The 14,126-nt window shown below is 42.9% G+C and carries 15 protein-coding genes; 3 read left to right on the top strand and 12 right to left on the bottom strand.

All coding sequences use genetic code 11. The annotated features are described in order from the left end of the window. Positions 1 to 1,169, top strand: a 1,169-nt coding sequence (locus CXF82_RS06125; protein ID WP_102043844.1) for an amino acid aminotransferase, incomplete at its 5' end; no start/stop codon positions are given. 54 nt (positions 1,170 to 1,223) lie between these two features. On the opposite strand, the gene yvcK is transcribed toward CXF82_RS06125, so the two are convergent. Continuing rightward, on the bottom strand, positions 1,224 to 2,129 hold the full coding sequence (gene yvcK, locus CXF82_RS06120; protein WP_102043843.1) for a uridine diphosphate-N-acetylglucosamine-binding protein YvcK: 906 nt from the start codon (positions 2,127 to 2,129) through the stop codon (positions 1,224 to 1,226). A gap of 158 nt (positions 2,130 to 2,287) precedes the next feature. Between yvcK and CXF82_RS06115 the strand changes: the two genes are divergently transcribed. Together CXF82_RS06115 and CXF82_RS06110 are read left to right on the top strand one after the other, a co-directional pair. Continuing rightward, a complete protein-coding gene (locus CXF82_RS06115) occupies positions 2,288 to 3,115 on the top strand; it encodes a glucosaminidase domain-containing protein (protein ID WP_101091666.1) in 828 nt (275 codons plus the stop codon). Beyond that, positions 3,093 to 3,713, top strand: coding sequence for a DUF2987 domain-containing protein (locus CXF82_RS06110; RefSeq protein ID WP_102043842.1), 621 nt, complete (start codon positions 3,093 to 3,095; stop codon positions 3,711 to 3,713). Before CXF82_RS06115 ends, CXF82_RS06110 begins: the two co-directional genes overlap by 23 nt. A 63-nt stretch (positions 3,714 to 3,776) precedes the next feature. Here the strand turns inward: CXF82_RS06110 and ttcA are convergent, their stop codons facing one another. From ttcA to ccoN, 11 genes are all read right to left on the bottom strand, one after another. After that, positions 3,777 to 4,715 carry a tRNA 2-thiocytidine(32) synthetase TtcA gene (gene ttcA, locus CXF82_RS06105; RefSeq protein ID WP_101091668.1) on the bottom strand — a complete coding sequence of 313 codons (939 nt, stop codon included), beginning with the start codon at positions 4,713 to 4,715 and terminating at the stop codon, positions 3,777 to 3,779. 79 nt (positions 4,716 to 4,794) lie between these two features. Continuing rightward, on the bottom strand, positions 4,795 to 5,727 hold the full coding sequence (uspE, locus tag CXF82_RS06100; RefSeq protein ID WP_102043845.1) for a universal stress protein UspE: 933 nt from the start codon (positions 5,725 to 5,727) through the stop codon (positions 4,795 to 4,797). An 89-nt stretch (positions 5,728 to 5,816) separates the two neighbouring features. Continuing rightward, entirely contained in the window at positions 5,817 to 6,572 is a 756-nt protein-coding gene (etrA, locus tag CXF82_RS06095) for an electron transport transcriptional regulator EtrA (protein WP_101091669.1), read from the bottom strand. Between the two features lie 55 nt (positions 6,573 to 6,627). Next, the gene (locus CXF82_RS06090; protein ID WP_101091670.1) at positions 6,628 to 7,320 is read right to left on the bottom strand and encodes a sulfite exporter TauE/SafE family protein; all 693 of its coding nucleotides are present in this window, start codon (positions 7,318 to 7,320) and stop codon (positions 6,628 to 6,630) included. Further along, complete coding sequence (gene ccoS, locus CXF82_RS06085; RefSeq protein ID WP_101091671.1) at positions 7,313 to 7,540, bottom strand: cbb3-type cytochrome oxidase assembly protein CcoS; 228 nt, start codon at positions 7,538 to 7,540, stop codon at positions 7,313 to 7,315. The genes CXF82_RS06090 and ccoS overlap by 8 nt, the downstream gene beginning before the upstream one ends. Next, positions 7,537 to 9,933, bottom strand: a complete 2,397-nt coding sequence (locus CXF82_RS06080; RefSeq protein WP_102043841.1) for a heavy metal translocating P-type ATPase — start codon at positions 9,931 to 9,933, stop codon at positions 7,537 to 7,539. The genes ccoS and CXF82_RS06080 overlap by 4 nt, the downstream gene beginning before the upstream one ends. A 44-nt stretch (positions 9,934 to 9,977) precedes the next feature. Continuing rightward, positions 9,978 to 10,457, bottom strand: coding sequence for a FixH family protein (locus CXF82_RS06075; RefSeq protein WP_101091673.1), 480 nt, complete (start codon positions 10,455 to 10,457; stop codon positions 9,978 to 9,980). A gap of 137 nt (positions 10,458 to 10,594) precedes the next feature. Further along, complete coding sequence (ccoP, locus tag CXF82_RS06070) at positions 10,595 to 11,551, bottom strand: cytochrome-c oxidase, cbb3-type subunit III (RefSeq protein ID WP_101091674.1); 957 nt, start codon at positions 11,549 to 11,551, stop codon at positions 10,595 to 10,597. Then, positions 11,551 to 11,727, bottom strand: coding sequence for a cbb3-type cytochrome oxidase subunit 3 (locus CXF82_RS06065; RefSeq protein ID WP_102039439.1), 177 nt, complete (start codon positions 11,725 to 11,727; stop codon positions 11,551 to 11,553). The genes ccoP and CXF82_RS06065 overlap by 1 nt, the downstream gene beginning before the upstream one ends. 11 nt (positions 11,728 to 11,738) lie before the next feature. Continuing rightward, complete coding sequence (ccoO, locus tag CXF82_RS06060; protein WP_101091676.1) at positions 11,739 to 12,353, bottom strand: cytochrome-c oxidase, cbb3-type subunit II; 615 nt, start codon at positions 12,351 to 12,353, stop codon at positions 11,739 to 11,741. Between the two features lie 12 nt (positions 12,354 to 12,365). Continuing rightward, positions 12,366 to 13,802, bottom strand: coding sequence for a cytochrome-c oxidase, cbb3-type subunit I (gene ccoN, locus CXF82_RS06055; protein ID WP_101091677.1), 1,437 nt, complete (start codon positions 13,800 to 13,802; stop codon positions 12,366 to 12,368). Positions 13,803 to 14,126 lie beyond the last annotated feature (324 nt).

Here is a 14,126-nt window from a genome sequence, read left to right as displayed (position 1 = left end):
CCCCAGCCGATCCAATCCTAGGCCTTACCGATGCCTTCAAAGCAGATCCCCGAGAGGATAAAGTCAATTTAGGCGTTGGGATCTATAAAGATGAATCTGGAAAAACCCCTATTCTTAAAGCCGTTAAATTAGCAGAAGAAAAGTTACTGGCAACAGAGAAGACTAAAAGCTATTTAGGGATGGAAGGCGTACAGGCGTATAACGGTGCAGTACAAACGCTATTGTTTGGCAATGATCATACCGTTGTTAATAACGGCCGAGCGTTAACCGCACAAGCTCCTGGCGGTACTGGCTCACTTCGAGTCGCAGCGGAGTTTTTAGTTCGACATACGAAAGCTGACACCATTTGGGTCAGTAATCCTACCTGGGCAAACCATCAAAATATTTTTCAATCTGCAGGCTTGAAGACGCAATCTTACGGCTATTATAAAGCCGAGACGCACAGTCTAGATTTTGATGCCATGTTAGCTGATTTGAGTGGCGCAAAAGAGGGCGATCTTGTTTTACTCCATGGTTGTTGTCATAACCCGACAGGAATCGATTTAAATGAGGCCCAATGGCTCGCGGTAGCACAGCTATGCGTGAGTAAGTCATTAGTGCCGTTATTTGATTTCGCTTATCAAGGTTTTGGCACTGGCGTTGAAGAGGATGCTACAGGACTACGTATTGTTGCTGACACTGTCCCCGAGCTTATTATTGCCAACTCTTTCTCGAAGAACTTTGGTCTGTATAACGAACGTATTGGTGCTGTAACAGTCGTAGCCGCAAACGATACCGAAGTGGTAAATGCTTTTAGCCAGATAAAGAGCACCATTCGTGCTTCATACTCTAACCCTCCAGCGCATGGCGCATTGATCGTTAGTACTATTTTAGAAGATGAGTCGTTAAAGCAACTTTGGCATGATGAACTACAAGGTATGCGAGAGCGCATCGCCGAAATGCGGACTTTATTCGTCGCATCATTGAAAGAAAGTGGTGTGACTCAAGACTTTGAATTTATCTCTAGCCAAAATGGCATGTTTAGTTTTTCAGGCTTGGATAAAGCGCAGGTAAAGCGTCTAAAAGATGAGTTTGGCGTTTATATTGTAGGTTCTGGACGTATCAGCGTTGCCGGCATGACTAAAACGAATATGCCGATTATATGTAAGGCGATTGCCGCGGTTCTATAAACGGATATTACACTTAAAAAGGACCTTCTTAGGTCCTTTTTTTGTTGCTAATGTTTAAACAACATTGAGTTTATCTGGCAACATTTCTGCGAGCGCATTTGCCAACGCACGCTTATCATGTAGCCCAATATGATGTGAACTTCTTAAGGGATAGTAGCTGGTGTTACCCTCTCGATAAGCGGTTTCAGCATGGCTAAGTACCTTATCAATGATTTTAAGGCCAAGCACTTGATGACACCAATCTAGCTTTTGCGTGAGTCCACAATTTGCTATCGGTGACGGTTCATCGGTTAGATTATCAATTAAAATCACTTCCGCCGAAGATTTGGCTAGCGCTTTTGCTATTTTAGGCAACAGCAGCGGAGGCATGATACTGGTTAAAAAACTGCCGGGGCCGAGTATGATTAAATCTGCATCACGTATTGCATCGCAGGCTTCACACGTTGCTTGTACTAACGGGTCAAGTGACAATGCTATGGGAGTATCGGTCATTTTGTCGACGTTCATTTCACCAAAAACACTTCTGCCGCTCGCTTCGATGGCGACAAGGTGTGTTGGTTCTTCAGACATCGGGATTAGACGAGTTGTGATATTTAAAAATTGACGCACTAAATTAATCGCTTCCAACGGCCTAACGCATAGCTCATCTAATGCGGTGAGCATTAAATTACCTAAATTGTGGCCATTGAGTTCACTTTCACCCTTAAAGCGGTACTCAAACATGAGTGAACCAATTGAAGGTTTTTTAGATAGCTGTGTAAGGCAATTACGTAGATCGCCCCAAGCAATACAGTCTTTTTCGGCTCTTAGACGACCGGTAGAACCACCATTATCAGTTGTGGCTACGATCCCTGTCAGTTTAGGGCCAAGAAATGACAATGCTGAGAGTACGCGTCCTAGGCCATGTCCGCCACCAATGGCGACGACTTGCTGATATTGATTAAGTGCATTGTTTTCCATGGGGGGTCTCCTTCCTGAATACCCAGATGTTTTATTGGTCGCAATAAGTATAACGATTTAATCGGAATCTTTCGCGATGTAATCTTGATCTAGCTGGCATATAATACAAAAATCACAGGTTAAGCAAAGACATATTTTGTATATTATAAGGATGTGCAGTGAAGACAGGTAAAGTTGGTTTGTTTACCATCGCTTTTGGTGTTGTTATTGGTGGTTTCTTACTTATTAGGCTAACACTAATCCCTTCGCTTACTCATGAAGGGCAACCATTAGGTAAAGCCATAAGAAATAATGAACTGGTTAGCAAAGTCCCTAGATTTAGCGACATTAAAGATGTAAAAGCAAAGAAACGTGCATTTTTTGATTTTCTGCGCCCATCTGTTAAACATCAGAATGCCATTATTGAAGATGAGCGTCAGTTTTTGATTGGTATTAATACCCAGCTTGAAAATGACAAACAACTCACTGATGCAGATGAGTTCCGTTTGCAACAGATTGCAGAAAAATACCAGTATACTTCGAGACGAATTAATACTAACACCATTAACAAACTGCTCGTCAGAGTCGATGTTGTCCCTGTACATATGGTGTTGATACAAGCCGCCAATGAGACGGGTTGGGGCAGTTCTCGTTTCGCGAGAGAAGGGCTTAACTTTTTCGGCCAATGGTGCTTTAGAAAGGGCTGTGGATTAGTACCACAATCTCGCACTAATGGGCTATCACATGAAGTCGCTGTTTTTAAAACAGTTGAGGACTCTATAGCCTCCTATATGCGCAATCTTAACTCCAATGCTGCTTATGCCTTGTTTAGGTCAATTAGAGCAGATATGAGAGCGGAGAACCAAGAGCCCAGTGCTGATAAACTTGTTTATGGCCTGGTGAATTATTCAGAAAGACAAGAAGCTTATATCGATGAGTTACTTGAAATGTTACGTCAAAATCAACCCTATTTAGTGGAAAAAAATGAAAAAATCCCTGCTGTTTAGCTTAGTTATGTTTAGTTGCGCAACGGTAAATGCTGAACCTATATCGTTAGAGTACCAAAGTTTTTATCAGCGACTTAAGCAAGTCAATAAAGGTAATTATCAACTGGTTGAAGTGGCTTTTTCAGTATCAAAAGCCAATGGTTGCAAGCTTATTGATGGAACAATTTCGACTGAAAAAGAGTCATTTCCATTAACGTTCACCAAAGACCAAAGAATATTTTTGCCTTATGACGCACAGTTAAAATCAGACAGAGCACTGATTAACCTTAATGTTGATGGCGATGCGAAGTCTTGCGCAATTGCGATGCAGGTGAGATCAAAGAATACAAAACAAGCATATGACGGTGCAGAGTTACTGCAGATCCAAACAGAAATGAATACCCTGTTAAGTATGATGCAAGGGTTTCCTATGCGTTATTTTGCATCTGAAATAGCCGGACTTAATTTAGAGTTTGATGCCGATGTTGTGATAACGCTCGATGGGAAGAAAATACCTGTTAGTGGAACTTACCGTTTGGATAAAGAAGTGATTGAAAGACTTAACTCAATCGAGTTTAGTCAGGCGCCTAAAGTCATTAGCCCATGGACAGCCAAATAGCCTCTAAGCTGATCGAATAAAGCCCTCTAAAGAGGGCTTTATTCATATCGATTAACGCTTAACTTAGCTATTCGGACTATAAGTGCTAACGACATCAATACGCGCCGCTTTATCTAAATCAATATGGCCATTATTGGTGATATCAACAAAATCAAAGGCAGGTAGGTCAGATTCAGCAACATCGCCCTTCAAAGGCGCATCTGCATTACGCTCTAGCGCTAGAAAATCAAACTTAGCTCTGTCGACACCTTGAGAAGGCGCTGTATTTTGCATCGCGGTGAATATGGTTTCTATACGGCCAGGGAAGTCTCTGTCCCATTGAACCAGCATATCTTTGACCGCTGCACGTTTCAAATTCTCTTGCGAGCCACAAAGGTTACAGGGGATGATGGGAAACTTTTTCAGCTCAGCATATTCAGCAATGTCTTTCTCTTTGCTATAAGCCAGTGGACGAATAACCATATTGGCACCGTCATCAGATAAAAGCTTGGGTGGCATCGCTTTCATTCTGCCCGCAAAAAACATGTTTAGGAACATGGTTTCAATAATGTCATCTCGATGATGACCCAGTGCAATTTTAGTCGCACCAATCTTTTGCGCAAAACCATAAAGCGTGCCACGGCGCAAACGTGAGCATAATGAGCAAGTGGTTTTACCTTCTGGAATTTTATCCATGACGATAGAGTAGGTGTCTTTTTCTAAGATATGATATGCCACGCCAAGGGTGTCTAGGTACGTGGGTAAGATCTCTTCAGGAAAACCGGGCTGCTTTTGGTCAAGGTTGACCGCCACTATTTCAAACTTGATCGGCGCTCGTTGCTGAAGGTTGAGCAGAATATCTAACATGGCATAGCTATCTTTGCCCCCAGATAAACAGCACATAACACGATCGCCTTCTTCAATCATGTTGTAGTCGCCAATGGCTTTGCCAACTTCAGAGCGCAAGCGTTTCTGTAGTTTGCTGCGACGAGAGATCTGTTCTGGTGATAATTCTTCGGACATAAAAAAACGCGCCTAGTACACAAATGTTCAGGGCGCGTATTATTCCAGCTAAAGCACTTCGGGTAAAGCCCGTTAAGCGTTAAGCTTCTTCAAGAGGTGATTTATATCCGTCAGGCTTCACCGCAAGTAAATCACAGTTAATACTGTCGATGACATGTTCTGCGGTATTACCAATGAGCGCAGCCGAAAGTCCGGTTCTGCCTATGGTGCCCAGAATGACTAATTCTGCATCAAGCTTTTGCGCGAGATCTGGGATCACATCTTCCGGTAAACCTTCTCTTACATGACAAAAATCAGGCGAAATATCATAGGCTTGGGCAAGATAGGTAATACGTTCTTCATGTTGTCTGCGAATGGTTTCACTGTAGGAGTGAGAGTCAAAGTCTGGTAACTCAATCGCCAGATTAACCGGTGTGCCTGGATAGCCGTTTACGAGGTGGATCTGGGCATCAAACTGCTTTGCGAGCTTTTGTGCATGTTCGATTATTTTAACATTTAATGACTGGTTGGTTTCGTCTTCAGAACTCACGTTAATGGCGCAGAGGATTTTACCGGCAACAGGCCAATCATGTTCTTTGACTAATAAAACAGGGACAGGAGCTTTTCTTAACAGATGCCAATCAGTTGGGGTAAAGATAACTGACTTTAGCTTATCGTGCTCATGAGTACCTTTAACGATGACATCATATTGGCCCTGAATAACGTGGTTAATGATGCTTTCGAAAGGACGGTTGTGCCAAACGACTTTAGATTCAATGTTGATATTTCCAGTTTTAAACTGACCAACAATATCATCTAACCACGCCTTACGTTGTGCCACTACGCCTTCGCGCATCGCTTCTCGTTCTTGCCCTGACAAAATAGATGTCATCTCATAAGAGAAATCGAAGATAGATAAAAAGACGGTAATACTGGCATTATTAGCCGATGCTAGTTCAATGGCTCTGGCTAATGCGGCTTGTTTATCGGTGGTTGGATCAACCACTACAAGGAGTTTTTGATAATCCATCATAACTTTATCCTTATCTAATATCGTATTACCATCTTGCACCATAAAGATGGCTTTGTATTGTTATAGATCAACAGAATAGTCGATAACGTTTAACGGGCAATATTACTGTTGCCTGATAGCTCACTTAACGCATCAATATCGAGAATGGTAATGTATTTACCTTTTACTTCAATAAGATCAGCTTTCTGAAAACGACCCAAAAGTCGGCTAATCGTTTCTACGGTCAAGCCCAAATAATTACCGATATCACCACGAGTCATGGTTAAACGAAACTCTCTTGGTGAAAAACCACGGCTACCAAAACGTTTAGCAAGATTACTGATAAATGCGGCTAATCTTTCTTCGGCATTTTTCTTACTCAGTAGCAGAATCATCTCTTGATCGGTTTGGATCTCATTACTCATTAGACGCATAACTTGCTGTCTGAGTTTAGGCATTTTGCCGATGAGCTCATCCAATGTTGTATAAGGGATCTCACACACCATTGAGGTTTCAAGTGCTTGTGCAAAGCTTTGATGGAATTGAGAATGAATTCCGTCAAATCCTATCACGTCACCCGCGAGATGAAACCCTGTGATCTGTTCATCACCTTGCTCAGTAATGGTGTAACTTTTTATGGTGCCAGAACGAATGGCAAAAAGAGACTTAAGAGGGTCACCAGACTTAAAAATAGCTTCACCTTTTTGGATAGGCTTTTTACGCTCGATGATTTCGTCTAATTGATCTAATTCGGTAGTATTTAGAGTAAACGGAATACACAGAGTACCCATGCTGCAGTCATGACAATGAATCGCACAGCCTGATGCCATTTGACGACGATGTTTATTATTATTATCTACGCTCATTATCTATCTCAGTTTTGTGTTCACACACTATGTTAAACTAATTTAATAAATGGGGCTAGTTTAGCTGCCCAATTGCAATATATAGCGTCTGTATTCCGAAGGCGATTAACACTAAGCCACTGACTTTGCGGACTGACGCTTTTTGCACCCAACGACTAAAAGTACTCGCTGCAACCCCCGCACTTAATAAAGCGGGAAGGGTGCCTAAACCGAAAGCGGCCATCACCATAGCGCCATCAACAGCATTCCCAGCCGCCACAGCCCAAGTCAGCATGCTATAGACTAAACCACAAGGTAACCAACCCCATAACCCGCCAGCGATAAAGGCTTGTCGTTTATTTTTAATCGGGATAAAGCGATTTGCGATGGGCGATATTAACTTCCAAAGCCATTTACCAGCACGCTCTAGTTGTACAATACCCGACCATATTTGCGCAATGTAAAGGCCAGTGATCACCATCATAAGGCCCGCTAAAATCCGCAGCACTAATAAGTATAGGTCAACGTCAAACAATAACCCTAACGCATTAGTGCTGGCCCCCACGAGCGCTCCAGCCATGGTATAACTGATGATCCGTCCGCTGTTATAGCTAAACAGGTAACCCAGTTGATTGACTAATCGGTTACTGCCATCGTTTTGAGGTAAATTCGCGGATAAAGCACCGACCAAACCACCGCACATCCCAATACAGTGTCCGGCGCCCATTATGCCGACGAGAAAGGCACCGAATACGCTGTAATCATTCACCGTCTTTATTTTTCCCTGTGGCGTTCGGCTCAACCGTTGATGTGGCGGTATCTATCTCTGTCTTAGCTTTTTGTTCATGACTGTCGTCTTCAAACAAAATAGATATACTTTGTTTATCAAGATCATCGAATTGATCCGATTTAACCGCCCAAAAAAAGACACCTACAGCGACAAGAACAAATAACATAGCGATGGGGATCAGGACATAAATAATGCTCATACACGTACCTTGAGTAGTCTTAAGCTATTGCTAACGACTATAAGTGAACTGGCGGACATGCCAATAGCTGCAATATAGGGCGCAACATGGCCGCTAACAGCTAAAGGGATTATAAACAGGTTGTAACCCAGCGCCCAGAACAAATTCTGTTTGATGACCCGTCCGGTAAATTTAGCGACTTTTACGGCGTCAGAGAAACGCGATAGGTTATCGCCCAACAAAATAATATCTGCACTGTTTTTACTGATGGCGGCGCCGCTGCCCATCGCTACCGAAAGGTTAGCTCCTGCAAGCACTGGGGCGTCATTAATGCCATCGCCAAACATAGCGACTTGGGAGTGTTGTTGTAGTTCTCTGACTAACGTTAATTTGTCTTCAGGAGATAAACCTTTGTGAACATCTTCAATACCAAGTCGTTTGGCTAGGTTTTCAACTTCACCAGAGTTATCACCACTGGCAATACTGATGTTACACCCCAATTTCTTCAACAACTGCACCGCATTGGCTGTATCGGGCCTAATTTCATCTGCTAAAGTGAATTTAGCCCGCACAACGCCCTCGAGACTCAGCCAAACAATGATGTCAGACTCAAGGTGATGAGTGCCGTTAACAAATGATTGGCTACCAATTTTCACCTTTTGGCCGTTGATATCACCTTGAAGGCCATTGCCGACAAAGTTTTGCTTGTTGGCTACGCTGATTGCTGGGTTAAAGTGGCCTTGAAATGCATGGGCAATAGGGTGAAGCGAGCTTGCCTCAAGTGCTGCCGCATACTCAAGAACATACTCTTTCGTCATAGCATTAGTGGCACTTTCCACCAGTTCTATATCAGTAATAGACAATGAGCCTAGTGTCAGCGTGCCTGTTTTATCGAAAACAATATGGTTAAGCTTAGGCAGCTTTTCAAATACACCCGCTTTACGAGTAATTATCCCCAGCTTTGTCAGTATTGCTGTGCCACATGTGACCGCTGTAGGCGTTGCCAGCGCTAACGCACAAGGGCAGGTAGCAACCAACACTGATAAAGTCACCCAAAATGCATCTTCTGGTGAATAAAACGACCAAAAGATATATGTCCCAGTCGCAATTAACAAAACGGCTGCAGTAAAATAATTTGAAAACCTATCGGCATACAGCGCAATTTTAGGTTTACTGTTTGAAGCAATTTCTTGCAACCTGATGATTTCTGCAACTAGCTGATCTTGTCCTAATGCCGTCACTCTTACCGTTATGGGTTGCTCAATGTTAATGGTGCCGGCAAAGACTTGAGCATCGACAGACTTAGCCAATGGCATCTGCTCACCGGTTAACATGGCTTCATTAACCGACGAACAGCCCTCAATAATAATACCGTCAGCGGCAATAACATCGCCAGGCTTAATTAAAATCAAATTTCCAATAACAAGACGCTTAGCGGGGACTTCTTCAATCGTATTGTCTGATTTAAGAAAAGCAGTCAGCGGCACCAGTTTATGTAGATTACTGGAGCTCACGGACGCCTTTTGGCGAGCATTTTGCTCAAAATAACGTCCAAGCAGTAAGAAGAAGGTAAACATAGAGACGGACTCAAAATACACTTCTCCAGTCCCGTTAATAGTCTCTATGCAACTGGCTATGTAGGCACCACAAATTGCGATACTGACAGAGACGTCCATATTTAACCGGCCCATTAAAATGGAACGAATGGCACTAAAATAGAAAGGTTGAGCAGAATAGAAAACAACAGGGGCAGCAAAGAGCATGCTGACCCAACGGAAGTAATCTCTAAACTCTATATCGAGTTCGGTAAAGTAACCAGAATACAGGGCCAGGGCGAACATCATCACCTGCATGGTCGCAAAACCCGCAAGACCTAAGCGCAATAAAAATTTGCGACTTTCTTTCTTGCTTTTGGTTTCTTGCTCGTCAATCTGAAACGGCGCGGCTTGGTAACCTATAGCACCGATTTTATTGAGGATTTCGCTAAGTTTTACCTGCTCGGCATACCAAGATATCAATGCGCGTTGTGTTGTTGAGTTAACTTGAATGCTCGCAATACCGTTAAGTTTTTTGACTTGGTGTTCAATGAGCCAAGCACATGCAGCGCAGGTTATTCCGTCAATGGTTAACGATATCTCATTTAGATCATCGCGTTGATGAATAAAATCTTGCTGTACCTCTGGCAGGTCATAGGCACTGACGCTGTTAAGTTCTTCTGGCACCAAAGCCGTTTGTTTGTTACCTGGCTCGGTTCTAAACTTATAGTAATTCGATAAACCCGCATCGATAATCGCTTGCGATACAGCCTGGCAGCCAGGGCAGCACATCGCTTTATCTTCATTTTGTATACGTGTAGTGAACTGGCTACCGGTTAATACAGGTTCACTACAATGGTAACAACTGATTTGACTCATAGATTTGGGTTCATACGTTTAGGTTGCGATCAAAAAGGTTCAAATTAGTTTAGCCAGTACTGCTTATCATCAACTAGCGTGACGCGCTGCTGGATCCGCCATGTTTGATCAAATCCTTCAATGCGAACTTCCCAAGGTCCTGACATCGCTTGATGGATTTCAATGCGATATACGCCATTCGCGTCTGCTGTGACTATCTGATTAAAATCACGCTCTGCCATTGTAGGATGGAAAAAGCCAACACTAAGAGCAGCTTGGTATTGCTCTCCACCTTGCTGAGAAAGCTCGACATACTTATCATCAAACTCGAGCAGATAATTCATGCCCAACTGTTTTGCATGTTTGATTTTTCGAAGGTCCATATTAATGGCTTTACCTTCTTTATAATAATCCTCAGAAACAAGGGAGTCTTTATTATCAATTGCTAGATATAATAAGTTGAAACTTGCAACGACGGCACAAAGCGGAAGTACGATAAGAAACCAGGGCCAGAACTGTTTATACCAAGGCTGAGGAGTAGACATTTTTTAACACCTATTATTTGCTGAGACGACGTTTTTAAGAACCGCCATTTTACCGTTAAAAGTGTGATTTAGCACTTAAAAAAAAGGCCTCGTTTGTGACGAGGCCTAATATTACGTTTAATGTTACTTAAGTGTAACTACTTGTTTGACAAGCTATAAACGTATGCTGAGATTACGTGAACTTTTTCTTCACCTAATACATCTTTCCATGCTGGCATGACGCCGCTACGACCATTCTTAACTGACTGTTGAATAGCACCACGGCTTCCGCCGTACAGCCACGCATTATCCGTTAGGTTAGGTGCGCCCATGAATTTGTTACCTGTGCCGTCCATACCATGGCAGGCAAAACAGCCTTTCATGAAAGAACCTTGACCTTGAGCAGCAAGTGCTGCGTCATGTTCACGGCCAGACAACTTAACAACATATTCAGCAAGACCAGGTAACTCACTATCTTCGATTGGTAAACCACCTTTAGGCGGCATCATACCGTGACGACCATTCATAATGGTTGTCTTAATCGTTGCTAGCTCACCGCCATATAACCAAGCACCATCGGTGAGGTTAGGGAAGCCTTTGCTACCACGAGCGTCACTACCATGGCACATTGAACAGTTTTGCAAGAACAAACGACCGCCAACTTTTAGCGCTTCCTTATTCTTAACTAACTCTTCTAATGGCGTGTCAGCATAGGCCTTAAAAATAGGGCCAAACTTTTCATCAGCATGCTTTACTTCTTGGTCATACTGTACCCAACGTCCTTCCTCTTGAGCATCGATAACCGCCTGCTTAGATTCTGCGAGAGTACGTACACTTTGGTTAGAACTCGTCCAGCCTAAAAGGCCTTTGAAGCTACCAAGACCAGGGTAAAGTGCAAGATAGATAACACTAAACACGATAGTAATGTAGAACATATAACTCCACCATTTTGGCAGTGGGTTATTGAGTTCTTCGATACCGTCGAAGCTATGGCCCATTGATTCGCCTTCTTTTACGCCAGTGTTGTTCTTAGAACAAGCGCGTAGTAGAACGATACAACCAATGATGACCACAGACGAGAGTACAATGATCCATATACTCCAGAAATCAGTCATTACTTTTTCTCTCCTGAGTCCTTTGAAACCTCGGTTTTCTCTTCATCAGAGAAAACTAGGTTAGCTGCATCGTCAAATTGATCTTTACGACGAGAGCTATATGCCCAAGCAAATATACCGATAAAGGTAACCATCACAACTATGGTTATAATTCCTCGTAATGTACCGTAATCCATATCTTGCCTCCTTATTTAAGCGCGTGACCAAGTGATTGTAGATAAGCGATCAATGCATCCATTTCCGTCTTATCTTTCACTGCGTCTTTAGCAGCAGCAATTTCTTCATCTGTATACAGCTCATGTGTCGGATGAAGGTTGCGTAGGATATCCATTTTCTTGCCAGTCAACTCGCCGCTAAGCTTGTTTTCTGCCAACCAAGGGAAACCAGGCATATTCGACTGAGGTACAACAGCACGAGGATCAATTAAATGAACTTCATGCCACTGGTCACTGTAACGACCGCCAACACGGGCTAGATCTGGACCTGTACGCTTAGAACCCCACTGGAATGGGTGATCCCATACAGATTCACCAGCCACCGAGTAATGCCCATAACGTTCTGTTTCTGCTCGTAGTGGACGGATCATCTGACTGTGACAGTTATAACAACCCTCACGTACGTAGATGTCACGACCCTCTATCTGCAAAGCAGTATATGGGATCTGGCCTTCTAGCGGCTCAGTCGTGTCTTTTTGGAAAAGTAGGGGAGTGATCTCAACCAAGCTACCGAAGCTGATTGCGATTACAGTCAAGATCCCTAATAGACCGATGTTTTTCTCAACTAACTCATGATTAAATTTCATCGAATCTACTCCTTAAGCTGCTTTTGCATCAGCAATCGCTGGCAAAGAATCTTTAGGGGCCTTAACAGTACGGATCACGTTGTATGCCATGATGAACATACCTGTCAGGAAGAAAACACCACCTATGAAACGAACAAAGTAGAATGGGTAAGATGCTTCTAAGCTTTCTACAAAGCTGTAAGTCAATGTACCGTCAGAGTTAACTGCGCGCCACATAAGACCCTGCATTACACCAGAGATCCACATTGAAACGATATAAAGAACAGTACCGATTGTTGCCAACCAGAAATGAACGTTAATAAGGTTTGTGCTGTACATACGGCCTTGGTTATACAGTACAGGTATCAAGTGATACAAAGAACCGATAGAAACCATTGCAACCCAACCCAAAGCACCAGAATGAACATGTCCAATTGTCCAGTCAGTGTAATGAGACAATGCGTTAACTGTTTTAATCGCCATCATTGGGCCTTCGAAGGTAGACATACCATAGAAAGACAATGAAACAACAAGGAAACGAAGAATAGGGTCCGTACGAAGTTTGTGCCAAGCACCCGATAGCGTCATGATACCGTTAATCATACCACCCCAAGAAGGAGCGAATAGGATAAGCGACATTACCATACCAAGTGATTGAGTCCAATCGGGTAGAGCAGTGTAATGCAGGTGGTGAGGACCAGCCCAAATGTACAAAGCAATCAGTGCCCAGAAGTGAACAATTGATAAACGGTACGAATAAACAGGACGACCAGCTTGTTTAGGGACGAAGTAATACATCATACCTAAGAAGCCTGCTGTCAGTAGGAAACCAACCGCGTTGTGTCCATACCACCACTGAACCATTGCATCGACAGCGCCACTATAAAGTGAGTACGACTTGGTTAGTGATAACGGCACAGCCATAGAGTTAACTATGTGCAACACTGCTACGGTGATAATAAAGGCACCAAAGAACCAGTTCGCCACATAAATGTGGGACGTTGTTCGTTTAACGATGGTACCGAAGAACACCACTGCATATGCAATCCAAACGATAGTAATTGCGATATCAATAGGCCATTCAAGCTCAGCATATTCTTTTCCCTGGGTGAAACCCATAGGTAAGCTAATTGCTGCTGATATTATGATGGCTTGCCAACCCCAGAACGTAAATGCAGCTAACCTAGGTGCAAATAGTCGAGTTTGACAGGTGCGTTGAACGATATAATAGGATGTAGCGAAAAGGGCTGAAGTACCAAACGCGAAAATCACGGCATTCGTATGTAGAGGTCTAAGACGACTATACGTTAACCATGGAGTATCGAAGTTTAGCTGCGGCCAGATTAGCTGGGCTGCGATTAATACACCTACTGACATTCCAACAATTCCCCAAAACACGGTCGTTAAGGAAAATTGACGAACAATAGTGTAGTTGTAATCAGCGCCTTGAGGCTGGGAATGGTTCATCATTTTGCTTCCACTGCTTATTACTTATACTTATTATTAAGTAGAGCGAGACTCTACCCGGTAAAATGACACAAAAAAGCGGATTACCTATCGGAAATTAGCTACCTGTGTCAATGTGTAACCTTGCGTTTTATGAAGTAAAAGCAAGGCAATGCAATGATACTTGAGCTATGTCAAAAAAGATAGGAATTAGGCCTGCTGAAAAGTTGATCTAGATCAAGCTACTCAATAGAATGTTAATAGATTTGATTAAAAGGTTAATTATTGTGCAAATTACTCATAATTCAGTAGTATTGCGAGTTTTATATACGTTTTTTATAGCGATTA

The sequence above is a fragment of the Shewanella sp. GutDb-MelDb genome, from assembly GCF_002836075.1.
Lineage (GTDB): Bacteria > Pseudomonadota > Gammaproteobacteria > Enterobacterales > Shewanellaceae > Shewanella.
This window is presented reverse-complemented; position numbering and strand designations above follow the sequence as displayed.

Coding starts and splice junctions, on each gene's coding strand:
- yvcK (WP_102043843.1), bottom strand. CDS start 2,129: ATGGAAAACAATGCACTTAATCAATATCAGCAAGTCGTCGCCATTGGT.
- CXF82_RS06110 (WP_102043842.1), top strand. CDS start 3,093: ATGAAAAAATCCCTGCTGTTTAGCTTAGTTATGTTTAGTTGCGCAACG.
- ttcA (WP_101091668.1), bottom strand. CDS start 4,715: ATGTCCGAAGAATTATCACCAGAACAGATCTCTCGTCGCAGCAAACTA.
- uspE (WP_102043845.1), bottom strand. CDS start 5,727: ATGATGGATTATCAAAAACTCCTTGTAGTGGTTGATCCAACCACCGAT.
- etrA (WP_101091669.1), bottom strand. CDS start 6,572: ATGAGCGTAGATAATAATAATAAACATCGTCGTCAAATGGCATCAGGC.
- ccoS (WP_101091671.1), bottom strand. CDS start 7,540: ATGAGCATTATTTATGTCCTGATCCCCATCGCTATGTTATTTGTTCTT.
- CXF82_RS06080 (WP_102043841.1), bottom strand. CDS start 9,933: ATGAGTCAAATCAGTTGTTACCATTGTAGTGAACCTGTATTAACCGGT.
- CXF82_RS06075 (WP_101091673.1), bottom strand. CDS start 10,457: ATGTCTACTCCTCAGCCTTGGTATAAACAGTTCTGGCCCTGGTTTCTT.
- ccoP (WP_101091674.1), bottom strand. CDS start 11,551: ATGACTGATTTCTGGAGTATATGGATCATTGTACTCTCGTCTGTGGTC.
- CXF82_RS06065 (WP_102039439.1), bottom strand. CDS start 11,727: ATGGATTACGGTACATTACGAGGAATTATAACCATAGTTGTGATGGTT.
- ccoO (WP_101091676.1), bottom strand. CDS start 12,353: ATGAAATTTAATCATGAGTTAGTTGAGAAAAACATCGGTCTATTAGGG.
- ccoN (WP_101091677.1), bottom strand. CDS start 13,802: ATGATGAACCATTCCCAGCCTCAAGGCGCTGATTACAACTACACTATT.